This is a genomic window from Amycolatopsis cihanbeyliensis (assembly GCF_006715045.1).
GTDB lineage: Bacteria > Actinomycetota > Actinomycetes > Mycobacteriales > Pseudonocardiaceae > Amycolatopsis > Amycolatopsis cihanbeyliensis.
This window is the reverse complement of the sequence record NZ_VFML01000001.1, coordinates 2,136,701-2,157,887: the sequence shown is the minus strand read 5'-3', so window position 1 is coordinate 2,157,887 and position 21,187 is coordinate 2,136,701. Positions and strand designations below refer to the sequence as shown.

The 21,187-nt window shown below is 71.0% G+C and carries 23 protein-coding genes and 1 pseudogene; 13 read left to right on the top strand and 11 right to left on the bottom strand.

Annotation, left to right across the window (positions count from 1 at the left end; translation table 11 throughout):
* Positions 1-156 precede the first annotated feature (156 nt).
* Positions 157-528, top strand: coding sequence for an oxidoreductase (locus FB471_RS09400; protein WP_142001700.1), 372 nt, complete (start codon positions 157-159; stop codon positions 526-528).
* Positions 529-628: 100 nt separating this feature from the next.
* On the opposite strand, the gene FB471_RS09395 is transcribed toward FB471_RS09400, so the two are convergent.
* Together FB471_RS09395 and FB471_RS09390 are read right to left on the bottom strand one after the other, a co-directional pair.
* Complete coding sequence (locus tag FB471_RS09395; protein ID WP_141996953.1) at positions 629-1,705, bottom strand: SMI1/KNR4 family protein; 1,077 nt, start codon at positions 1,703-1,705, stop codon at positions 629-631.
* A gap of 9 nt (positions 1,706-1,714) precedes the next feature.
* On the bottom strand, positions 1,715-3,220 hold the full coding sequence (locus FB471_RS09390) for a leucyl aminopeptidase (RefSeq protein WP_141996951.1): 1,506 nt from the start codon (positions 3,218-3,220) through the stop codon (positions 1,715-1,717).
* Positions 3,221-3,324: 104 nt separating this feature from the next.
* Between FB471_RS09390 and FB471_RS09385 the strand changes: the two genes are divergently transcribed.
* On the top strand, positions 3,325-4,179 hold the full coding sequence (locus FB471_RS09385; RefSeq protein WP_141996949.1) for a hypothetical protein: 855 nt from the start codon (positions 3,325-3,327) through the stop codon (positions 4,177-4,179).
* Positions 4,172-4,831 (top strand): DUF402 domain-containing protein, encoded by a 660-nt coding sequence (locus FB471_RS09380; RefSeq protein ID WP_281287385.1) that lies wholly within the window; start codon positions 4,172-4,174, stop codon positions 4,829-4,831. The genes FB471_RS09385 and FB471_RS09380 overlap by 8 nt, the downstream gene beginning before the upstream one ends.
* A 19-nt stretch (positions 4,832-4,850) precedes the next feature.
* Here the strand turns inward: FB471_RS09380 and FB471_RS09375 are convergent, their stop codons facing one another.
* Positions 4,851-5,156, bottom strand: coding sequence for a hypothetical protein (locus tag FB471_RS09375; RefSeq protein WP_141996947.1), 306 nt, complete (start codon positions 5,154-5,156; stop codon positions 4,851-4,853).
* A gap of 159 nt (positions 5,157-5,315) precedes the next feature.
* On the opposite strand from FB471_RS09375, the gene FB471_RS09370 reads away from it, so the two are divergent.
* Positions 5,316-6,419 carry a branched-chain amino acid aminotransferase gene (locus FB471_RS09370; RefSeq protein ID WP_141996945.1) on the top strand — a complete coding sequence of 368 codons (1,104 nt, stop codon included), beginning with the start codon at positions 5,316-5,318 and terminating at the stop codon, positions 6,417-6,419.
* Positions 6,420-6,455: 36 nt separating this feature from the next.
* Positions 6,456-6,725 (top strand): annotated as a pseudogene (locus tag FB471_RS35890) (AbfB domain-containing protein); the annotation flags it as partial.
* 30 nt (positions 6,726-6,755) lie between these two features.
* Here FB471_RS35890 and cobT read toward each other — a convergent pair.
* Positions 6,756-7,829 (bottom strand): nicotinate-nucleotide--dimethylbenzimidazole phosphoribosyltransferase, encoded by a 1,074-nt coding sequence (gene cobT, locus FB471_RS09360; protein WP_141996940.1) that lies wholly within the window; start codon positions 7,827-7,829, stop codon positions 6,756-6,758.
* Between the two features lie 48 nt (positions 7,830-7,877).
* Here cobT and FB471_RS09355 point away from each other — a divergent pair, with 48 nt between their 5' ends.
* Complete coding sequence (locus FB471_RS09355) at positions 7,878-8,618, top strand: IspD/TarI family cytidylyltransferase (RefSeq protein ID WP_141996938.1); 741 nt, start codon at positions 7,878-7,880, stop codon at positions 8,616-8,618.
* Here the strand turns inward: FB471_RS09355 and FB471_RS09350 are convergent.
* Together FB471_RS09350 and FB471_RS09345 are read right to left on the bottom strand one after the other, a co-directional pair.
* Positions 8,599-9,573: an aldo/keto reductase family protein gene (locus FB471_RS09350; RefSeq protein ID WP_141996936.1), complete on the bottom strand. Its 975-nt coding sequence runs from the start codon at positions 9,571-9,573 to the stop codon at positions 8,599-8,601. The two genes, FB471_RS09355 and FB471_RS09350, sit on opposite strands and share 20 nt — an antisense overlap.
* Positions 9,574-9,630: 57 nt before the next feature.
* A complete protein-coding gene (locus tag FB471_RS09345; RefSeq protein ID WP_141996934.1) occupies positions 9,631-10,281 on the bottom strand; it encodes a DUF3043 domain-containing protein in 651 nt (216 codons plus the stop codon).
* Positions 10,282-10,438: 157 nt separating this feature from the next.
* Here FB471_RS09345 and FB471_RS09340 point away from each other — a divergent pair, with 157 nt between their 5' ends.
* Positions 10,439-10,795: a HesB/IscA family protein gene (locus FB471_RS09340; protein ID WP_141996932.1), complete on the top strand. Its 357-nt coding sequence runs from the start codon at positions 10,439-10,441 to the stop codon at positions 10,793-10,795.
* A 103-nt stretch (positions 10,796-10,898) separates the two neighbouring features.
* On the opposite strand, the gene FB471_RS34040 is transcribed toward FB471_RS09340, so the two are convergent.
* Positions 10,899-11,072, bottom strand: coding sequence for a hypothetical protein (locus FB471_RS34040; RefSeq protein WP_170220762.1), 174 nt, complete (start codon positions 11,070-11,072; stop codon positions 10,899-10,901).
* Positions 11,073-11,191: 119 nt separating this feature from the next.
* Positions 11,192-11,536, bottom strand: coding sequence for a YciI family protein (locus tag FB471_RS09335; RefSeq protein WP_141996930.1), 345 nt, complete (start codon positions 11,534-11,536; stop codon positions 11,192-11,194).
* Between the two features lie 187 nt (positions 11,537-11,723).
* Here FB471_RS09335 and FB471_RS09330 point away from each other — a divergent pair, with 187 nt between their 5' ends.
* Positions 11,724-12,803 (top strand): NAD(P)H-dependent amine dehydrogenase family protein, encoded by a 1,080-nt coding sequence (locus tag FB471_RS09330; RefSeq protein WP_141996928.1) that lies wholly within the window; start codon positions 11,724-11,726, stop codon positions 12,801-12,803.
* A complete protein-coding gene (locus FB471_RS09325) occupies positions 12,800-13,279 on the top strand; it encodes a carboxymuconolactone decarboxylase family protein (RefSeq protein WP_141996926.1) in 480 nt (159 codons plus the stop codon). The genes FB471_RS09330 and FB471_RS09325 overlap by 4 nt, the downstream gene beginning before the upstream one ends.
* A gap of 10 nt (positions 13,280-13,289) precedes the next feature.
* Here the strand turns inward: FB471_RS09325 and FB471_RS09320 are convergent, their stop codons facing one another.
* Positions 13,290-14,849 (bottom strand): GMC oxidoreductase, encoded by a 1,560-nt coding sequence (locus FB471_RS09320; RefSeq protein ID WP_246076315.1) that lies wholly within the window; start codon positions 14,847-14,849, stop codon positions 13,290-13,292.
* Between the two features lie 324 nt (positions 14,850-15,173).
* A complete protein-coding gene (gene asnB / locus FB471_RS09310; RefSeq protein ID WP_141996922.1) occupies positions 15,174-17,108 on the bottom strand; it encodes an asparagine synthase (glutamine-hydrolyzing) in 1,935 nt (644 codons plus the stop codon).
* Positions 17,109-17,375: 267 nt separating this feature from the next.
* Here asnB and ctaC point away from each other — a divergent pair, with 267 nt between their 5' ends.
* The 4 genes from ctaC to FB471_RS09285 all read left to right on the top strand — a co-directional run bounded on the left by ctaC (position 17,376) and on the right by FB471_RS09285 (position 20,155).
* Positions 17,376-18,317: an aa3-type cytochrome oxidase subunit II gene (gene ctaC / locus FB471_RS09305; protein WP_142001698.1), complete on the top strand. Its 942-nt coding sequence runs from the start codon at positions 17,376-17,378 to the stop codon at positions 18,315-18,317.
* A gap of 58 nt (positions 18,318-18,375) precedes the next feature.
* Entirely contained in the window at positions 18,376-18,795 is a 420-nt protein-coding gene (locus FB471_RS09300; protein WP_141996920.1) for a cytochrome c oxidase subunit 4, read from the top strand.
* Positions 18,796-19,012: 217 nt separating this feature from the next.
* Positions 19,013-19,453: a helix-turn-helix domain-containing protein gene (locus FB471_RS35885; RefSeq protein WP_141996918.1), complete on the top strand. Its 441-nt coding sequence runs from the start codon at positions 19,013-19,015 to the stop codon at positions 19,451-19,453.
* Positions 19,454-19,465: 12 nt separating this feature from the next.
* A complete protein-coding gene (locus tag FB471_RS09285; RefSeq protein ID WP_170220761.1) occupies positions 19,466-20,155 on the top strand; it encodes a DedA family protein in 690 nt (229 codons plus the stop codon).
* Here FB471_RS09285 and trpD read toward each other — a convergent pair.
* Positions 20,106-21,179: an anthranilate phosphoribosyltransferase gene (trpD, locus tag FB471_RS09280; RefSeq protein WP_141996914.1), complete on the bottom strand. Its 1,074-nt coding sequence runs from the start codon at positions 21,177-21,179 to the stop codon at positions 20,106-20,108. The genes FB471_RS09285 and trpD overlap by 50 nt on opposite strands.
* Positions 21,180-21,187 lie beyond the last annotated feature (8 nt).

The following is a 21,187-nucleotide window of genomic DNA, read 5'->3' as shown; positions in this document are numbered from 1 at the left end:
CTCCTAGGCAGGCATTGGTGGTGCTCATGGGTGTCGAACGGTGGTTCGGCGCGTCAACACACCTCATCTTGTCATCATGTGCGGCAGGCTTGCGACCGAGCCGGGTCCCCGGAGCGGCGCTTGGGACAATGGGTGGGCGACGACGTGAGAGGTGAGGTGGTCGATGTGGGCCTTTTCGACGCGCTGCGCCGGCGGAGAAAGGGCGGCCAGAAGGCCGGTACGCTGCGCAAAGCCAGTTCGACGGATACCCAGCACCTGGACGAGTGGACGGCGAGTCGGCGGGGGGTCGAGGCCTATGTGGAGCCGCGCACGAACGTGACCGAGACGACCGTGGTGTTGATCGCGCACGATGGGGAGTGGACCCGGCGGCGGATCGACAGCCTCGAGGCCGCCCAGCAGTTCGGCAAGAAGCGCTCGATGCCGGTCTACGAGGTCGCCAAGGTCGGCTACCCGCAGCGGATGCGGGACTACACCGAGCGCCAGCGGATCCTGAAACGTCGCCGTCGCCAGGCCGAAGACACCCCCTGACGTACCCTGAACGTGGCTTTCGAGACGTTGAACGTCCCGAAAGGTCCGTTCGGGGCGTCTGACGTCCTGATCGCCACGTTCAGGGCGTTTCGGTGGCGGGTTACTCGCGGGTTTCGGTGAGTAGGTGCAGGTGGTGCTCGAGCAGGGCGCGGAAGCTGCGGTGCACGGTGGCGCCGAGTTCGCGGTCCCACTCCAGGGCCCGCCACCCGGAGTCGCCGCGCGCCAGCAGCACCACCCCGTACTCGCCCGGCTCGCTCACCAGCAGATGCCCCGACCCGCGGCTGCTGAGCTCGGCGACCCCCAGCAGCCGGGGGAACACCTCGTGTGCGGGCAGGCCGTTGCTGGTGCGCAGGAACTCCCGGTAGTCCGCAGGCAGTTCCACGCCGAGCAGGCGCTCCGCCCCGGCGATCTGCTCGGCGGTGGCCGGCGCGGGCGGCGGGCCCGCCGCCCGCAGCTCCATGATCCGGTCGAGCAGGGCGGACCAGTCCCGCTCGCCGGACTCGGCCCGGTAGCGGGCGCGCAGAGCCGCGGACAGCCGGTCCGCGCAGTCCTCCGCCCAGCCCGGAGCGAGGCCGAACGCCGTCCGCAACGCGCCGCCGAGTAGCAGCGGCGCGAGGTGACGGCTGCCGGCGAGCAGGGCGACCGGCGGTCGCGGGAGCCGCGCGGCCCGGTCAGCCCAGCGGGCGAGTGCGTCGGTGACGCCCGGGTCGGCCGCGCGCGCCCGCTCCCGCGCCTCGGCGGCGAGGACCCGCAGCGGATCGGCCTCGCCACCCTGGTCCAGCTGGGCGGCGAGGCCGGAAAGGATCCGGCCCGGCGTGCCCTCGCCGAGCAGGTCGGGCGGGATCGCCGACTCCCGCCGGGTGAGATGGGCGCCGTGCGTGGCCTCCTCGGCGTCCAGGTCGAGCGGCGGTAGCGCGCCGGCCCAGTCCGGCCGGGTGCCGCGGGCGGCGAACAGCATCGCCCATGCCCGCGCCGTCACCGCACCCTCGGCCAGCGCGGTGGCCGGGCGCTCGGTCGCCGCGTGCCAGCGCCGGGCCAGGCGGTCGGAAGCCTCCGGCGCACCGAGACAGGCCAGCAGCAGCGCCGCGTGCCCGACCGCCGCGTCCACCCGGGCGTCCTCGGCCGTGAGCAGGTCGCGCACGGTCGACTCGAGGTAGCCTTCGGCCGCCCAGGTCACGGCGCAGCCTCAGCCGTTGTCCGCGATATCGGCCAGCACCGCGGCGATGGTGCGCACCGGGACACCGGTGCCGCCCTTGCCGGTGTAGCCCCACGGTGCCGAGGTGTTGAACGAGGGACCCGCGATGTCGATGTGCACCCAGGGCAGCTCGGCCGCCACGAACTCGCGCAGGAACACCCCGGCCGCGAGCATGCCGGCCCAGCGTTGTCCCGTGGTGTTGGCGAGATCGGCCAGCCGGGAGTCGAGATCGGCGCGCAGTTCCTCGGGCAGCGGCATGGCCCAGCCGCCCTCCCCGGTGCCCGCGGCGATCCCGGCGACCCGGTCACGGAACTCGTCCGAGCCCATGATCCCCGCGGTCCGGTTGCCCAGCGCGACCAGCTGGGCGCCGGTCAGCGTGGAGGTCTCGATCAGGTAGTCGGGGTCGTCCTCCGCGGCCCGCACGATGGCGTCGGCCAGCACCAGCCTGCCCTCGGCGTCGGTGTTGAGCACCTCGACGGTCTTGCCGCCGTACATGGTCAGCACGTCACCCGGCCGGTAGGCGGTGCCGGATGGCATGTTCTCCGCCAGCGGGATGTGCGCGACGACCTCGACCGGGTACTTCAGTTTCGCCGCCAGCAGGACCGCGGCCAGCACCGCGGCGGCCCCGGACATGTCCGAGGTCATGTGCTCCATATTGGCCGCGGGCTTGATCGAGATGCCGCCGGTGTCGAAGGTGATGCCCTTGCCGACCAGCGCGACCTTCGTCTTCGCCCTCGCCGGACGGTGGGTCAGCTTGAGCAGCCGCGGCGGGCGGGAGGACCCGGAGCCCACCCCGAGGATGCCGCCGAACCCCTTGCGCCTGAGCGCCTTCTCGTCGAGCACCTCGAACTCGAGCCCGGCCGACTCGGCCAGCTTCCGCGCCCGGTCGGCGAAGGAGGCGGGGTACAGGTCGTTCGGCGGGGTGTTGATCAGGTCCCTGGCCACGATCACGGACTCGGCGATGGCGGTCGCGGCCTTCAGCGTGGCCCGGTGCTCGCGGGTGGTGCCCTCCGCGGGCGCCGCGACGTCCACGGCGGACACCGGTGCGTCGCCCGGCTCCGACTTGTACCGGGTGAAGGCGTAGGCGCCCAGCGCCGTGCCCTCCACGGCGGCCTGCAGGTCCAGCACGGACAGCGTGGTCAGGGCCCGCCCGGTGCCCGCCAGCGCGCGGGCGGCGGCACCCGAGGCCCGCCGCACCTGCTCCGGGGTGAGCTCACCCGCGGCGTCCGGCTTGCCGAGGCCCACCGCGAGCACCACGGCGGACGCCAGCGCACCCATGGTGGGCAGTTTGACGACCTCCTCGGCCTTGCCGGTCGCGCCGAGCGCGCGCAGCGCGTCGAGCAGCGTGCCGCCGAGGGCCGCGTCCACCGCCCCGGCGCCCCGCGCCGGCTCCGCCCCTTCGGTGCCCTGCACGGTGCCGACCACGACGACCTCGGCCTTGGACTTGACCAGGGCCTCCTCGGTGTGCTGGGACAGGGCAAGCTTCGGCACGGTCACTTTGTGGCTCCTCGCACGTGGACTGGTGTACCGGGCGGGTGGCCCGGCCGGATCGTGAGCCATGCTAATGACGATCGGTGGATCGGGACGAGGTAGGTGGTCGGGTGCGACTCGGCGCGGGACTGCTGGTGGTGCTCGCCGCGGGCGCCGGCACCGCGGGGTGGTGGCTGCCGGCGGGCATCCTGCTCGCCGGTCTGCTCGCGCTGGCCGTGTCCCCGGCCGGCGCCGCACCGGTATCCGGCCGGCGGGCCACGCTGCGCTCCGCCACCGGCGCGGTGGCGGAGCTGAGCTGCCTCGCCCTGTACGCCTCGGTGTTCGCGGCCTACCTGCTGCCGGAGGTGGCCGCGCCCGCGGCGATCGGGTTCCTCGCGGTGGTGGCCGCCGCCGAGTTCGCGGGCCTGCGCGTCGACGGCTACTACCGGCGGGTGATCACCGGCTTGCTGCTGGTCGCCGCCGTCGCGTTCGTCGCGCTGTGTCTCGCGCTCGACCCGGCGCCCCGGCCGCCGTCGGTGCCGCCGGGCGTGGCCGGGCTCCCGGCGGCGGTGGTGCTGGCCTACCCGCTGTTCGCCGGGGCGAAGCGGGTGGCGATCGGCACGGTGGCCGCGCTCGCGGTGGCCGGGGCCGCGCTGTACCAGCTCGGACCGGTGCGGTTGGGGCTGTCCCCGACTTCGCTGCGAGACGTGCTCGCCGCGGCCGACGCGCGGGCCATGCTCCCGGTGCTGGGCGCCGTGGTGCTGCTGGCGACCGTGCCGGCGGCACTGCTGGCCGTGTCCGGAGCGTGCCGGCACCTCGAGCCCGCGACGGGCGGCCACCGGGCCCGTGTCCTCGCGCTCGTGCCGGCCGCGGTCCTGGCCGGTGCCCTCGGCCCGACGGCGGTGCTGCTGGTCGCCGCGGTGGCCACCCTGGTCGCCGCGGCCGTGACCGTGGCCTCGGGGCGGTACCGTTCCCCTGGTGAATGAGAGGGCGTCCGAGAACCGCTCGGACCCGCGATGGCGGGTGGGGGAGACCGCCGTGGTGCGGTTCCTGCGCCCGGACGGCAGCACCGGCCAGCACCACCCGCTGCGGGTGCTCGCCGACGACGGAAGGTCGCTGCTCGGCTGGCTACCCGCGGGAACCGAGATCGTGGGCACCAGGCTGATCGGCGGCCGGCACCGGCGGGACGTGCCGCTGGCGGAGCGGTTCCTGCTCCCGCGCGAGCGGTGCCGGGACACCTGGCGGGGCACCTCGACCCTGCGCCTGATCAGCGAGGACCGCTGGTCCTCTGTGTGGTGGTTCTTCGGTGCCGGGGGTGAGTTCCTCGGCTGGTACGGGAACCTGGAGATCCCGCTCGGGCGCGGGCAGGGCGGGCCGGACCGGATGGACGGGGTGCTGGACCTCGCCGTCGATCCGGACGGGTCCTGGCGGTGGAAGGACGAGGACGAGGCGGAGGCGGCGGTGGACGCGGGCAGGCTCACGGCCGCGCAGCTGGCCGCGTTGCGCGCCGAGGGGGAGCGGCTGGCCGGGCTCGCCGAGGCCGGGACGTTCCCCTTCGACGGCACCTGGACCGAGTTCCGGCCGGAGCCCGGCTGGGCCGCCCCCGAGCTCCCGGCCGAGGTGCGGGCGCCGGACTAGGAGAGGTGCGGGCGCCGGGTCAGGAAAGGGCCAGCACGATCAGCCCGAGTACCACGGCGGCCGCGGTGACTCCGAGGAGCGAGGAGTTCGGCAGGTCCCTGGGGAAGACCTTGCCGTGCAGGCTGTGCCACCAGACGACGCCGAACGCGGCGCCGATGATGCCGAGGAAGGCGCCGAACCCGCCTGCCATCCCGTAGCCGATCAGCACCACCAGGCCTGCCGAGAAGGTCAGCAGCGTGGCGGCGAGGAAGGTCTTGAGGTCGGAGGCCGCGCCCGCGGACACACGGTTGCCGGACCGGGCAGGCGGTGAGTGCTGGTAGGTCACGTCTCCATCCTAAAGGCGCCCGTCGTCCGACGCCGAATGTTCTGACGTCCTACTACCAAGGAGACAAAGAGTAGCCAGGCGACCCCAGTTGACCTGCGCGGATACGCTACTTTTGGTCGGATTGGCATCTACCGGCGTTGTAACAGCTACCATCTGACCATGACGACCACGATGCCTTTCGCCCGTATCACCAACACGAACCCGGCTACCCCGGAGCGCGTGGCGGAGGTACTGGCGAACCCTGGCTTCGGGACGCACTTCACCGACAACATGGTCACCGCGCGCTGGACCGCCACACAGGGCTGGCACGACGCCGCACTGCGCCCGTACGAAGCATTCTCTCTCGAGCCGGCCACCTCGGTGCTGCACTACGGGCAGGCGATCTTCGAGGGGCTGAAGGCCTACCGCCAGCCGGACGGCTCGATCGCGACCTTCCGTGCCGGCGCGAACGCGGCCCGTTTCCGCACCTCGGCCAGGCGGCTGGCGATGCCGGAACTGCCGGACGACCTGTTCCTCGGCTCCATCCGCGAGCTGCTCACCGTGGACGAACGCTGGGTTCCCACAAAGCAGGGGTCCACGCTGTACCTGCGCCCGTTCATGATCTCCACGGAGGCCGGGCTCGGGGTGAACCGGCCGGCCGGTTCCTACCTGTACTCGCTGATCGGCTCGCCCGCGGGCTCCTACTTCACCGGCGGGGTCCAGCCGGTGAGCGTGTGGCTTTCCACCGAGTACACCCGTGCCGCACCGGGCGGCACCGGGTTCGCCAAGTGCGCTGGCAACTACGCGGCCTCGTTCGTCGCGCAGAAGCAGGCGGTGGAGCAGGGCTGTGACCAGGTGGTCTGGCTGGACGCCGCGGAGCACCGCTGGGTCGAGGAGATGGGCGGGATGAACCTGTTCTTCGTCTTCGGCTCGGGCCGCGACGCCCGCCTTGTCACCCCGGAGCTGACCGGCTCCCTGCTGCCCGGCATCACCAGGGACTCGCTGCTGACGTTGGCCGCCGACTTCGGCTACGGGGTGGAGGAGCGCCGGATCTCCACCGAGGAGTGGGAGCGGGCCGCCATCTCCGGCGAGCTGACCGAGGTGTTCGCCTGCGGTACCGCCGCGGTGATCACTCCGGTCGGCAGCGTGAAGCACGAGCGTGGTGAGTTCACCGTGGCCGGCGGCGAGCCCGGCGAGGTGACCATGCGGCTGCGCGAGGAGCTCACCGGGATCCAGGAGGGCACCCGCCCCGACCCGCACGGCTGGATGCACAAGGTTGTGTGATCGCCCCGAGCGGGATTGTCAAAAGTATTAGGCCAAATGCTGATCCGGGGATCCGCTGGACGGTTCCCCGGATCAGCGGAATCGGTCGGACAGAATTTTGTTCTGGACCCTCTCCGGGTGATTTGCGGGTCCGACGGCGAGATGCGCTGGAAGATCGTGCCCGGGCTGGCCGATACGGAATGCCATTCCCTGGAATCGACCGAGCGGCCGGGATTCTGTCTGGGTCAGGTCAACCACCAGGTTCGTTTGCAGCCCAGCGATGGCAGCGACGAATTCCGGAAGAACGCCACCTGGTGTGCGCGGCAAGGACTGTGGACTGAGCCGGTGCCGGCCCGTTCAGCCGCCGAGCGGGCCGGCCACACCGGAGTCGGCATGCGTGGCCACCTCGGTCAGCAGCCTGGCCGACATGGCCAGCAGCGGCAGCGCGGTCACCGCGCCGGCACCCTCGCCCAGTCCGATCCCCAGGTCCACGATCGGTTCCAGGTCGAGGTGATCCAGCACCATGGCGTGCGCGGGCTCGGTGGACCGGTGCGCCGCCTCCCACCATGACCGGGCGCCGGGTGCCAGTTCCTCGGCCAGCAGCGCGGCCGCACCGACCGCGAGCCCGTCCAGCAGCACCGGCGTGCGGCGCACCGCGGCCTGGGCGAGGAACCCGGCCATCGCGGCCAGATCCGCGCTACCGGCCGTGCGTAGCAACGCCACCGGCTCGGCGTACACCGCGCGGGCCCTGCGCAGCGCGTCCCGCACGGCGGCCGCCTTGCGCATCCAGGTGGTGTCGTCGATTCCCGAGCCCCTGCCGATCACGGCCACCGGCTCGGCGCCGGTGAGCGCCGCGATCAGCACCGCGGAGGGGGTGCTGTTGCCGATCCCGAGGTCAGCCGGGATGAGCAGGTCGGCCCCGGCGTCCACCTCGGTGTCGGCGATCGTGATCCCGGCCCGCAGAGCGGCCTGGACCTCGGCCTCGGTCAGCGCGTCCTCGGTGTCGATCGACCCGGAGCCACGGCGGATCTTGAACTCGGCCACCGCCGGGTCCGGCTGCTCGGCATCCACCGCCAGGTCCAGCACGCGGACCCCCGCGCCCGCGGTGGCGGCGAGCGCGTTGATCGCCGCGTCCCCGTTGCCCACGGCGGTCACCAGTTGTGCGGTGACCTCCGTGGGGTACGCCGAGACGCCCTTGGTCGCGATGCCGTGATCCCCGGCGAAGACCACCACCCGCGGGTGGGTGACCGGGCGGGGCGGGGACTGACCCTGGCAGGCGGCCAGCCAGGCGCCCAGCTCCTCCAGCCTGCCGAGGGAGCGCGCCGGCTTGATCAACGTGCCGTGCCGTCGCTGTGCCTCGGCGCGGGCGACCTCGTCCGGCAGGTCGATGGCGGGGAACTCGATGCTCTCGGCGGTGTTCTCAGGGTCCACGGGACAACGCTATCGGGCGGCGTGGCGGGCTCGTATGATGCGTCGGCCATGACTTCCGCAGAACCGACCCCGACCGCGGCGGCCGTCGTGCTGGCCAGCGGCGCGGGCACCCGGGTCGGCGCGGACCTGAACAAGGTCTACCTGCGGGTCGCGGGCCGGTGCGTGGTGTCCTGGTCGCTGGCGGCCTTCCGCCAGGTGCCCCACATCGGCGTGCTGCTGCTGGTCGGCCGCCCGCGGGACGCCGAGCTGATCGCGGGCGTGCTGGCCGACGAGGTGGACGCCGAGGTCGAGGTGATCGACGGCGGGGCGAGCAGGCAGGAGTCCGAGCTGCGTGCCCTGCGCCACCTCGCGGGCCGGATCGCGGCGGGCCGGATCGACACCGTGCTGCTGCACGACGGTGCCCGCCCGCTGGTCAGCCCGGACCTGATCACGGAGGTGCTGCGCACGGCCCGCGAGCACGGCGGGGCGATCCCCGGCCTGCCGACCGAGGACGTGGTCGCGGTGAACGCGGACGGCACGCTGGTCACCGGGCCGGGGCCGCGGGGAGCCGTCCGGGCCCAGACCCCGCAGGCGTTCCGTGCCGAGCCCCTGCTCGCCGCCTACGAGCGAGCGGCGAGCGAGGGGTTCAGCGGTACCGATACCGCCTCCTGCATGGAGCGGTACTCCGACGTGCCGGTGCACTGGGTCCGCGGGGAGCGGGAGAACCTCAAAGTCACCTACCCGCACGACCTGAGGGTCGCCGAGCAGGTGCTCAGGGGCTCCGGGCCAGCTACGGACCCCGCTCGATGACACCCTCCAGCACCGTGTCGACCTCGAGGAGCAGCTCGCGCTCGAGTGTGACGCCCGCCGCCTTGACGTTCTCGTGCACCTGTTCGGGGCGGGAGGCCCCGATGATCGCCGAGGACACGTTCGGGTTCTGCAACACCCAGGCCACCGCGAGCTGGGACAGGGAGAGACCCGCCTGCTCGGCCAGCGGCCGCAGCCGTTGCACGCGCTCCAGCACGTCCTCGTCCAGGAATCGCTTGACGGCGTGGGCGCCGCCGCCCTTCTCGTCGGTGGCCCGGGACCCCTCCGGAACGGCCTGCCCCGGCCGGTACTTGCCGGTCAGCACGCCCTGCGCGACCGGGGACCAGACGATCTGGCCGATCCCCTCCCGCTCCGAGGCCGGGACGACCTGCTGCTCGATGACCCGCCAGAGGGCGTTGTACTGCGGCTGGTTGGAGATGAACGGAACCTTCAGTTCGCGGGCGATGGCGGCACCGCGGGTGATCTCCTCGGCGGTCCACTCGGAGGAGCCGATGTAGAGCACCTTGCCCTGGCGCACCAGATCGGCGAAGGCGAGGAAGGTCTCCTCCAGCGGTACCGTCCGGTCGAAGCGGTGTGCCTGGTAGAGGTCGATGTAGTCGGTCCGCAGCCGCTTCAGCGAACCGTGGGCCGCCTCCATGATGTGCTTGCGGCCCAGCCCCTTGTCGTTCGGGCCGCCGGGCCCGGTCGGCCCGAGCACCTTGGTGCAGATCTCCAGGCTCTCCCTGCGTTGCCCCGACAGGCCACGGCCGAGCACCGACTCGGCTGCGGTGTTGGCGTAGACGTCGGCGGTGTCGAAGGTCGTGATGCCGGCGTCCAGCGCCGCATTGATGCAGGCCTGTGCCTGCTCCTCCTCGATCTGTGATCCGTGGGTAAGCCAGTTGCCGTAGGAGATCTCGCTGACGGAGAGACCACTACGGCCGAGGCGCCGAAACTCCATGCCTCCAGCCTAGCCGCATTCGTTCGCATGGCTAACGACCTGGGGTGGCTCCAGCGGTCATTCGATCGCGTCGCCGGGGCGGACCCGGGGCTTCGGCACGCGTAGCTTGCGGATCTGGCTGGCGCGGATGAAGGCGTACCAGCCGATCGAGGCCCCCTTGACGGTCTCCTGGGGGAACTTCGCCCTGACCTGCCTGGCCACCCGCCGGCCGTTCAGGAAGCCTTCCACCACCATGCCCAGCAGCATCACCGTGCACAGCAGGGTCGCGTACTGCTGCACCACCGGGTACGGGATCAGCAGCGCGATGAACACCCCGATCGCCAGCGGCATGAACAGGCCGAGCACGTGCCGCCGCGAGTCGACCAGGTCGCGCACGTAGGCCTTGACCGGGCCGCGGTCGCGGGGCAGCAGGTACCGGTCGTCACCGGCGTTCATCCGCTCCCTGCGCTCCTTGGCGGCCGCCCTGCGCTCTTCCTTGCTGACCGGGTTCTTCTTGCGCTGCTCCCGGCTGCGTTTCATCGCCTCGCGGGTGGTGCGCGGCGGCGGAGCCACCGGCCCCCTGCGCTTGCCCTCGGCCTCCCTACGCTTGGGTGTGGCGCGCCCCTTGCTCGGCGTGTACGCCCTGGGCACGTGAGATTCACCGCTCTCGTCGGCGGTGTCTTCGGCCTCGTCGGCCGCTGTAGTGGTGTTACGGCGCAGGAACCTCACCCGGTCAGGATATTGCAGGCGGTGCCGGTGATGTTCAGCCGGTCGGAAGATGTGCGACCATGGATGTCGGCGCTACGGTGCGGAACAGAACGGGCAACCGGGGTGTTGGTACGTGTGAAGCACCGGGACCCGATCCAGCAACACCCGAGGGAGATCCATGACTACTGCTGAGCAGACCGGCGAGGCTACCCACGGCGTGAGGTTGACCGACGCCGCGGCCGTCAAGGCGAAGGCCCTGCTGGAGCAGGAGGGCCGCGACGACATGCACCTGCGGATCGCCGTGCAGCCCGGGGGTTGCGCGGGCCTGCGTTACCAGCTCTTCTTCGACGAGCGCAGCCTGGATGGTGACCTGTTCCGCGACTTCAACGGCCTGCAGGTGGCCGTGGACCGGATGAGTGCCCCCTACGTGCAGGGCGCCGAGATCGACTTCGTGGACTCGATCGAGAAGCAGGGCTTCATCATCGACAACCCGAACGCGGGCGGCTCCTGCGCCTGCGGCGACTCCTTCCACTGAGTCTTCCACTGAGTCATCGGACACAGACGAAAGGGCGCTGGTTACCCCACGGTGAACCAGCGCCCTTTGTCGTGCGCGTAGCCGAACCCGGCGCCGCGCTGCGCTAGATGTAGGCGTCCAGGTCGGCGACCTGCGCGTGGCATGCCTCATCCACCCGCCAGGGGTTGGCCGTCCGCGGCCGCGGCATAGCCCGCTGCTCGCGACACAGGTCCGCCGGGATATCAGCACAGTCGGCGATCAACTCGCCGAGGGTCTCGGGTTCGGTGACGGTGCTCACCCCACTCACGGTAAGCAGCCAGGAACCGGTGGGGAACGCCTACCGGTCGGTAGTGTCCTGGCAAGGTGGCTTCCTACCCGGAAGGGTGACCTCCCGGTGGGCCCGGCCGAGGGCAGGTCCTACTCGACGACCGGTCGCACCTCGACCTCGACCTCGTCGAACAGCGCGGCGTACTCCTGGGCGTACCTGACGGCCTCCGCCCGGTCCGTGGCGTTGATCAGCGCGAAACCCCCGATGACCTCCTTGGCCTCGGTGAACGGCCCGTCGGTGGCGGTAGTCCCCCCACCGCGGGCCTTGCGCACCCGCGCCCCCTTCGCGGAGGGGTGAACGCCCTCGGCCGTGATCAGGATGCCCCGGTCGGTCCAGTCCTGAATGCACTCGCCCATCTTCTCCATGAACTCCTGGCTGGGGTTCCATGCCTCCGGGGCACGCTCGTCGAGCCGGTGCATCATCAGAAATCGCATTGTCGCTCCTTGAGTTCGGCCGGGGCCCGATCTGTCCGGGCGCGAGGACCGGCCGGCAGCTACGCGTCGAACGGCGGCGCGCCGGTTCGACACACCTCTCGCGACGAATCTTGACGTGCTGGTGCCGTCAGGGGATTTCGAGAACAAGTTCTAGTAAATAGCCTGCGTGTTCGCTAGCCTGCCAAACATGATTTCCACGGTCGTGTGGGGTACCGGGAACTGCGGTCGCGCGGCCATCCGTGCCGTGGATGCCCATCCGGCGCTGCGGCTGGCCGCCGTGCTGGTCCACGACCGGGGCAAGATCGGCAGGGACGCCGGTGAACTCGGCGGGCTCGACCGCCAGCTTGGGGTCCTGGCCACCGACGATATCGGCGCGGTGCTGGCCACCGGTCCGCGGGCCGTGGTGTACGCCGCGACCGGTGACATCCGGCCGGACGCCGCGCTGGAGGACATCTGCGGGGCGGTTCGGGCCGGCGCCGTTGTCGTCACCCCCGCGTTGTACGCGCTCTACGATCAGCGCACGGCCCCGGCGGAGCTACGAGAACCGGTTCTTGCCGCGGTCCAGCAGGGTGGCGGTTCGCTGTTCGTCTCCGGGGTCGATCCCGGCTGGGCCAATGACGTACTGCCCTCGCTGGTCAGCGGGCTCGGCACCACCGTAGAGGTGGTTCGCTGCCAGGAGATCTTCGACTACTCGAGTTACGACCAGTCCGACTCGGTCCGCTACCTGGTCGGCATGGGCCAGCCGATGGACTACCAACCACCGATGCTCGCGCCGGGCGTGCCGAGCATGGTGTGGGGCGGGCAACTGCGGCTGATCGCCAGGGCGCTGGAGGTGGAGCTGGCGGAGATCCGGGAGACCCTGGACCGGCGCCCGCTCGAGCACCCCGTGCGCACGGCGGCGATGGGCGAGTTCGAGGCGGGTACCCAGGGTGCGGTGCGGTTCGAGGTGCAGGGGATCGTCGGCGGCGAGCCGCGCGTCGTGGTCGAGCACGTCACCCGCATCCACCCGTCCTGCGCGCCGGACTGGCCCATGCCGCCCAACCGGGCCGGGGCACACCGGGTGATCATCGAGGGCCGGCCGCGTATCGAGGTCACCGTCGAGGCCACCGATGAGGACGGCAACGCCGCGGCGGGAGGCAACGCCACCGCGATCGGCAGGCTGGTCGGTGCCATCGACTGGCTGGCCCAAGCCGAGCCCGGCCTGTATGACGCACTCGACATCCCACTCCGTCCCGCAGTCGGCAAGCTCGGAAGGACCCCGCGATGAACATCGACATCCCGGAGGGCAAGGACGCGATCACCTACGTGTGGGGTGAGCTGGTCCCGGAGATCGGGGCAGCGGCCTCGAACTTCTCCCTCGCCGTGTACGCGCACACCACCCTCGGGCTGCGCGAGTTCGAGGCGGCGCGGCTGCGGGTCGCGCAGCTCAACGGCTGCGTCTTCTGCCTGGACTGGCGCACCGAGCGGGCCGGGGAGAAGGTCGAGGAGGAGTTCGCCGATGCGGTGACCCAGTGGCGCACCACCGACGCCTTCGACGACCGCACCCGGCTGGCCGCCGAGTACGCCGAGCGGTACGCCCTGGATCACCATGGCCTGGACGAGGAGTTCTGGTCCCGGATGACCGCGCACTACAGCCAGGCCGAGATCGTGGAGCTGAGCATGAGCATCGGCTCCTGGCTGGCCTTCGGGCGGCTCAACCACGTGCTGGGCATCGACACCATGTGCGTGCTGCCCGGACCCTGACCCGGCGGGGTCACAGGTCGGCGGCGATGATCCGCTCGACGTTCCGCTCGGCGAGCGCGGTGATGGTGACGAACGGGTTCACGCTGGCGTTGCCGGGGATCAGCGAGCCGTCCACGACGTACAGCCCGGGGTAGCCGTGCAGCCGGCCGTGGTTGTCGGTGGCCTTGTTCAGCACCGCGCCACCGAGCGGGTGATACGTGAGGTGATCACCCCAGATCTTGTAGGAGCCGAAGAGGTCGGTCCGGTAGATCGTCCCCTCTTTCGCGTTGATCCGGTCGAAGATCGTCTTGGCCGCGTCGATGGAAGGCTGTTTCCATGCGGTCCGCCAGTCGAGGTCCACCCGGCCGGCCCCGGCGTTCCAGGTGAACTCGGCGCGATGCGGGTTCCTGGTGATCGAGAGGTAGAACGAGGCGTAGGTTTCGATGCCGGTGGGCAGCGGCGCGACCTCGGCGAACGCCCCGCCGTCCGCCCAGTTGTCGATGCCGGCCGTGGGCATGGCCGACTGGAGCTTGCCGGTCGGGTCCCACAGGTGATTGGCCCGGCCGCACATGACGTTGCCGTTGTCGCCCCAGCCCTTGCCGATCTCGCTGCTCAGCCGAGGCAGCATTCCGGTGGCCTTCAGCCGGGTGAGCAGCGTGCTGGTGCCCGCGCTGCCGGCCGCGAAGAACACCCGGTCCGCGGTCACGGTCTTGCTGCCGATCGTGCCGCCGGTGGTGTCGAGCTGTTCCATGCCGACCGTGTAGCCACCCGCGTCCCTCGGGGCGACCGAGGTGACCCGGTGCAGCGGGGAGATGGCCACCCTGCCGGTCGCGCTCGCCTCGGCCAGGTAGGTCTGCTGCAGCGACTTCTTGCCGTGGTTGTTTCCGTAGAGCACCTCGCCGGCCAGGGCCGACTCGGGGACGGTGCCGGCGGCTTCCCGCTCCATGTAGTCCCAGTCGTACACGTTGGGCACGAAGACGAACGGGAACCCGGAGCGCTGGGCGTGCTTCCGGCCGACCCTGGCGTACTGGTAGCAGTCGGTGGCCTCCCACCATTCCGGATCGACGTGACTGACCCCGAGCCCGGCGTTGGCGCGGGGGTAGTAGACCTCGTACATCTCGCCTGCGTCCACCGAGGGCAGGATCTCGCCGAAGTTCTCCCGCCTGGGCGTGACCGCCATGCCGCCGTTGACCAGCGAACCGCCGCCGACGCCGCGACCCTGGTAGATCAGGATGCCGCCGAAGTCCTCGGCGTCCAGGATTCCGGTGTAGCGAGGCACATCCTTGTCCAGCGGGAAGCCGAGGAAGTTGCTGATCGGTTGCTTGGTCCTGGTACGCAGCCAGAAGGACCGGTAGTCCGGCGCGGTCGTGTTGGCGAAGACCTTGCCGTCCGGCCCCGCGCTGTCCCAGGCCATGCCCATCTCGATCATGTGCACGTCGACGCCCGCCCTGGCGAGTCGGAGGGCGGCGACCGAGCCGCCGTATCCCGTGCCGATCACCAGGGCCGGAACGTGCGCACCGGCCGTGATCGGGGCGGTCGCGGCGACGGGTCGCGCGTACGCCGGGCGTCCTGCCAGGGTCGCCGCCGCCAATATAGAACTAGTTCCAGCAATGAAGGCACGTCGGGAGACGGTGTTGGATCCGTTTCCTTGCAGGGGATTGGCATCCATGTGGCGTTCCTCACTCTTCTATAGTGAGAACAAGTTATACTTTACCGATGTGTGCTGCGTCATGGTCTACCGGCGAGTAGTTTTCGGTGCGCCGGGGGCCCCGTACGAGGACGTGGACGAACAGGACCGCCATGACGGTGCGGCCCGCACACATGGCCTGCTGCCAACCGCCGACCAAGGACTCCTGGGCCGCGTGGACGACCGGCCCGGCCGTGCCGGCGGCGTCCGGGTGCCCGTGCCGGGCGCTCAGACGTGCACGGGGTACTGCGGCTCCGGGATCTCCGGCTTGATCCGGTGCTCCACGAAGATGCCGTGCCACAACATGAACACCAGCAACGCCCACAGCCGCCTGCTGTGGTCGAGGGTGCCCGCCCTGTGCTCCTCCAGCAGCCGCAGCACGGCCTGCTTGTCCAGCAACTCCTCGGTCCGGGAGTCGGCGATGATGCCGCGGGCCCAGTCGTACATCTCGTCCCGCAGCCACAGCCGGATCGGCACCGGGAAGCCGAGCTTGCGGCGGTTCAGCACATGCGCGGGCACGATGCCGTCCAGCGCGCGCCGCAGGGCGTACTTCGTGGTCTCCCTGGTGATCTTCTGGTCCAGCGGGATGCTCGAGGCCACCCGGAAGACCTCCGGGTCGAGGAACGGGACCCGCAGCTCCAGCGAGTTGGCCATGGTCATCTTGTCCGCCTTGACCAGGATGTCGCCGCGCAGCCAGGTGAACAGGTCCACGTGCTGCATCCGGGACACCGGATCCCAGCCGGCCGAGGCCCGGTACCAGGGCCCGGTGACGTCCTGGTGCCCGACGCCCTCGGTGAACGTGCGCAGCACACCGCGTAGCTGGTCGTCCCGGAAGATCCGGGCGTTGCCGTAGTAGCGTTCCTCCAGCGGCAGCGAACCGCGGCGCAGTAGGTCCTTGCCCCGGGTGCCCTCCGGGATCTTCGTGGACACCTTGCCGAGCAGCCTGCGTACCCCGCCCGGGATCTTCTCGAACGGTGCCAGCGACAGTGGCTCACGGTAGATCGTGTACCCGCCGAACAGCTCGTCCGAGCCCTCCCCGGACAGCACCGCCTTCACGTGCTTGCGCGCCTCGCGGGCGATGAACCACAGCGGGACCAGCGCCGGGTCGGCCACCGGGTCGTCCAGGTACCAGACGATCAGCGGCAGGCTCTCCATCATCTCCTCGGCGGACACGGTGCGCACCACGTGCTTGACGCCGATCGCGGCCGCCGACTCCGCGGCCACGTCCACCTCGGAGTAGCCCTCGCGCTCGAACCCGGTGGTGAAGGTGATCAGGTTCGGGTTGTGCTCCTTGGCCAGCGCGGCGATGGCGGTGGAGTCGATGCCACCGGAGAGGAAGGCACCCACGGTCACGTCCGGGTCGGCGATCATGTGCTTGGACACCGAGTCCCGCATCACGTCCGCGATCCGCCGGTGCAGCTCGCCGGCCTCCCCGGCGCCGGCGACCGGCCTGGTGTCGAACTCCGGGACGAAGTACCGCTCGGTGGCGGGCTCGCCGCCGGGGGAGACGGTGAACGAGGTGCCGGACTGGATCCGCCGGATCCCGCTGTGCAGCGACTCCGGCTCCGGCACGTACTGCAGGGCCAGGTAGTGCTGCAGCGCGGTCCGGTCCAGCTCCCGCGGGACGCCGAGCACCTCGGACAGCTCCAGCAGGCTCTTCTTCTCGCTGGAGAAGGCGACCCCGCCGGGACCATGGGAGTAGAACAGCGGCTTGATGCCGAACGGGTCGCGGGCGCCGAAGACCAGCTTGTCCCGCGCGTCCCAGATCAGGAACGCGAACATCCCGCGCAGCCTGCCCACCGCGGCGCGGCCGAGGTGGTGGTAGGCCGCAACGATGGTCTCCGCGTCCCCCTCGGTGGCGAACTCGGTGCCGTACTCGGCGGCCAGTTCCGCCCGCAGCTGCCGGAAGTTGTAGATCTCACCATTGAAGTTGATCGTGTACCGGCCGGGCGAGTCCGGTGGCCCCCAGGTCAGCGGCTGGTGCGAGTGCTCGACGTCGATGAACGCGAGCCGGTTGAAGCCGTAGACCACCTCGGCGTCGGCCCAGGTGTCGGTCTCGTCCGGGCCACGGTGGCGCTGGCAGTGCAACGCCCTGCCGACCGCGTCGCGGGCCTTCACCGCGTCGTCTTCGCTGGCACAGACCAGTCCAAGCAGGCCGCACACGCCTCGTCACACACCCTCAGGTCGTCACCGGAACTCCGAGTGGCCAAGTATGCCGGTCCGCGGACACGCCGCCGCGCCGGGTAGCGCTCGTCACGGTGCCTCAGGTGAATGACTGTCGTGCGTGGTCATGGGCTCGGCCGCGGCACCTGGCTCACCTCGCGTGCACAACCCTCGGAGGCCCCCTTGTCCTGCGCGGCGCGGCAATTCGGCTAGGCTCCGCCTGTCAGGACGATCGGGCAAGGAGGCTGGGTGAAACGGCACGGCGCGATGCGCGTTGCGGAGCACGCCAGGGCGACGCGACCGGCTAGGGCCGGGAAGGTTGCCGCGCTTGCCGGGCTGGTCGCCGTCACGGTGACCGGTTGTTCCGGCGACGAGATCCTGCGGTTCGGCTGGCCCGAGGCTGCCACCCCGCAAGCCGAGGAGATGCGTCAGCTCTGGACCTGGTCGGTCGTCGCCGCGCTCGTCGTGGGCGCGATCGTCTGGGGCCTGATCTTCTGGACCATCGCCTTCCACCGGAAGAAGAAGACCGACGAAGGCCTGCCGCGACAGTTCCAGTACAACATGCCGCTGGAGCTGTTCTGCGTGGTCGTTCCGGTGATCATGGTCTGCGTGCTGTTCTTCTTCACCGCCACCACCGAGAACAGCGTGCTGGACAAGAAGGACGACCCGGACGTCACGGTGGACGTGGTCGCCTTCCAGTGGAACTGGGAGTTCCGCTACCCGGGCACGGACGACGGCGAAGGGGAGCCGATCAGCACGGTCGGCAGCTCCACCGAGATCCCGCTGCTGGTGCTGCCCACCAGCCAGGTCATCCAGTACGACCTGGTCTCCACCGACGTGATCCACTCGTTCTGGGTGCCGGAGTTCAACTTCAAGCGCGATGTGATGCCGCACCCGGACCGGAACAACCAGGACAACTCCTTCCAGAACACCATCGACAGGGAGGGTGCCTTCGTCGGCCGCTGTGCCGAGCTCTGCGGCACCTACCACTCGGTGATGAACTTCGAGGTGCGGGCGCTGTCCCCGGACAAGTTCGACCGCTACCTCCAACTGCGCGGTCAGATCAACCCCAGCACCGGGCGGCCGGCGACCGCGGCCGAGGCGCTGTCCGCGATGCAGGCGGAGGGCTGCGGCGAGGTGTGCGCCCCGCTGGCGACCACCACCCAGCCGTTCGACACCGACCGCACCGCGCGGACCGCGTCCGGCTGACGCGGCGGCGGGGCCCCACCGAGAAGCACGGATCAGCCAGAGTAGTAAGGACACGTCCATGAAGGTCGAAGCCCGGGTCTTCGAAATCGTCACGGTCTTTGCCTTTCTCGTCGCGGTCATCTACGCCTTCCTGACCGCATACATGACCGAGGACGGCGTGGAACCGGTCGGGACGGTCGCGCTGATCCTCACCGGCGGGCTGGCGCTGCTGGCAGGCAGCTACTTCCGGTTTGTCGCCCGCCGCATCGAGACCCGGCCGGAGGACAACGAGGAAGCCGAGATCAGCGACGGCGCCGGTGAGCTCGGCTTCTTCAGCCCCGGGAGCTACTGGCCGATCGCGCTGGCCGCGGCCGCCGCGCTCGGCGGCGTCGCGCTCGCCTTCTTCCACATCTGGCTGCTGATCATGGCGATCGTCGCGCTCCTGATCGCCATCGGCGGCCTGGTGTTCGAGTACCACACCGGCCCGAGCGCCGAGTGAGCGGACGCGGGGCCGTGTCGGCGGGTGGCCGCGCGCGGTGCCGCGTGGCGCGGCCCCCTGCCGAAGGCCTCGCGCTTGGGTAACACCGCGGCCGCCAGGACCGCGAACATGCCGACCGCCTCGGCCAGGGTGAGCCGCTGCCCGTACGCCAGTATGTCCACCACCACCGCGACCACGGGGCACAGGTAAGGAGACCAGCGCCGGGACGGTCGCCGTCGTGGACCTGTGCCCGCACCTGGTGCGCGGGCAGGCGCAGTTCGTCGAGGCCCCGGTACCGGAGTGTTCCGCGCCGGACGACGCGATGATCGCCGAGCTCCTCGAGTGGATCGAAAGCAGGCTGGACCGGGCGCGGGCCCTGCTGGAGGCGGGCACGCTTTCCGTCGAGGACATCGCCGTGGCGTGCGGGTGCGCCTCCGCGGCGGCGCTACGGCACCAGTTCACCCGCTTGCGGGGCACCGGCCCCAGCGCGTACCGCCGGGCGTTCTCCGAGGCCGGCGCGCCGGGGAATGATCGAAGCGGGCACCGCGTTGGACCGGAAAAGGGGGTGCGGGGGATAGCCCCAGGGTTATTCTGGGGGTGTTCCCTGATCCGCACAGCTCGTCGCGGGGGCACAGTCGGAGGGGTAGAAAAGCAGCCCCGCTACTGCGCCGCGAGTTGAATGGAGAAGGCCGTGTTCGAGGACCTGATGCCCGACCTGGGCGCGCTGCCGCCGCTGGCCGTGCTGGCGACGGTCTTCGTGCTGGCCTTCCTGGAGACCAGTCTGCTGGTCGGGGTGTTTCTTCCCGGTGAGGTTCTGCTGGCCGGATGCATCGGAGTGCTGCATGTGACCTGGTCCCCGCTGGCCGGCCTGGTCGCCGCCGCGGGATGCTTCGCGGGTCAACTGGTCGGCTACCTGATCGGGCGCAGGGTCGGGCCGGCGCTGCAGCGCGGCTGGATCGGCAGGAAGACCGACCCGCGCCGGTGGGAGCAGGCCGAGCAGCTCGTGCGCAGTTCCGGCGGTTGGCTGCTGGTCACGGCGCGGTTCGTGGCGGTGGCACACACCCTGGCGCCCGCGTTGGCCGGGGTGCTGCGGATGCCGCTGCGCCGGTTCGCCTGGTTCGCCGCCCTGTCCTCGGCGGTGTGGGCGGCACTGTGGACCGCGGTCGGCGCCGGACTCGGCCAGGCCGGCCAGCTTCTCGACCAGGGCCTGCTCACCACGGCACTGGTGCTCGGCGGGATCGTGATCAGCACCCTGGTGGTCGGCAGGGTACTGCGCAAGCCGGCCGAGGACATGGAAACCGTTCCCGAGCGGGCGCAGCAGCCCGTTCCGCTCAGCCGGCCTGCCGAGCCAACTCGTTGGACAGCTCGGACCACCGTGTGAGCAGGCTCGCGGCGGCCCCGGAGTCGATCGCCTCCGCGGCCCTGCGCAGCCCGCCCGCCAGGTCCGCGTGCAACGAGCCGGAGAACCCCGCATGCGCCGCCAGCCCGCCCGCCGCGTTGACCAGCACGGCGTCCCGCACGGGCCCCGGCTTACCTGCCACGAGCTCCCGGATGACCTCGGCGTTGGCCTCCGCGTCCCCGCCACGCAGATCCTCGGCGGTCACCGGCGGGATATCCAGCTCGGCTGGATCGACCGTCTCGGCGCGCACCTCGCCATCGCTGACCACCCACACCGAGGTGGTGGTCGTGGTGGTGATCTCGTCGAGGCCATCGTCACCCCGCACCACCAGCACCGAGGCGTCGCGGCGGGCGAAGACCTCGGCCAGCATCCTGGTCTTGTCCTGGTAGGCGCAGCCGATCATGCCCGCGCTCGGCCGTGCCGGGTTGGTCAGCGGCCCGAGCAGGTTGAACGTGGTCGGCACGCCCAGTTCCCGCCGGGGTGTGCCGGTGTGCCGGAACGCCGGATGGAAGGTCGGCGCGAAGCAGAACCCGATGCCGAGCTCGGCCACGCACCGGGCGACGCCCTCCGGGTGCAGGTCGAAGGCGACCCCGAGCGCCTCCAGCACGTCGGCGGCGCCGGATCGGGACGAGGCGGACCGGTTGCCGTGCTTGACCACCGGCGCGCCCGCGGCGGCCGTGACCAGCGCCGCCATGGTCGAGATGTTCACCGAGCCGGACCGGTCGCCGCCGGTACCGACGATGTCCACCGCCCGGCCGGCCACCTCGAGGGGCCTGGCGTACGCGAGCATGGTCTCGGCCATCCCGGCGATCTCGGCCGGGGTCTCACCCTTGGCCCGCAGTGCCACGGCGAAGCCGGCGATCTGCGCGGGGGTGGCCTCCCCGGACATGATCTGGTCCATCGCCCACCGGGTGTCCGCCGCCGAGAGGTCAGTGGCGCCGATCAGCCGGGTGAGCAGGTCCGGCCAGGTGTGCGTCGTGGCGTCCGTGGCTCCCGTGGCTCCCATGGCTGCGT

Coding starts and splice junctions, on each gene's coding strand:
- FB471_RS09370 (WP_141996945.1), top strand. CDS start 5,316: ATGACGACCACGATGCCTTTCGCCCGTATCACCAACACGAACCCGGCT.
- FB471_RS09355 (WP_141996938.1), top strand. CDS start 7,878: ATGACTTCCGCAGAACCGACCCCGACCGCGGCGGCCGTCGTGCTGGCC.
- FB471_RS09350 (WP_141996936.1), bottom strand. CDS start 9,573: ATGGAGTTTCGGCGCCTCGGCCGTAGTGGTCTCTCCGTCAGCGAGATC.
- FB471_RS09340 (WP_141996932.1), top strand. CDS start 10,439: ATGACTACTGCTGAGCAGACCGGCGAGGCTACCCACGGCGTGAGGTTG.
- FB471_RS09335 (WP_141996930.1), bottom strand. CDS start 11,536: ATGCGATTTCTGATGATGCACCGGCTCGACGAGCGTGCCCCGGAGGCA.
- FB471_RS09330 (WP_141996928.1), top strand. CDS start 11,724: ATGATTTCCACGGTCGTGTGGGGTACCGGGAACTGCGGTCGCGCGGCC.
- FB471_RS09325 (WP_141996926.1), top strand. CDS start 12,800: ATGAACATCGACATCCCGGAGGGCAAGGACGCGATCACCTACGTGTGG.
- ctaC (WP_142001698.1), top strand. CDS start 17,376: ATGCGCGTTGCGGAGCACGCCAGGGCGACGCGACCGGCTAGGGCCGGG.
- FB471_RS09300 (WP_141996920.1), top strand. CDS start 18,376: ATGAAGGTCGAAGCCCGGGTCTTCGAAATCGTCACGGTCTTTGCCTTT.
- trpD (WP_141996914.1), bottom strand. CDS start 21,179: ATGGGAGCCACGGGAGCCACGGACGCCACGACGCACACCTGGCCGGAC.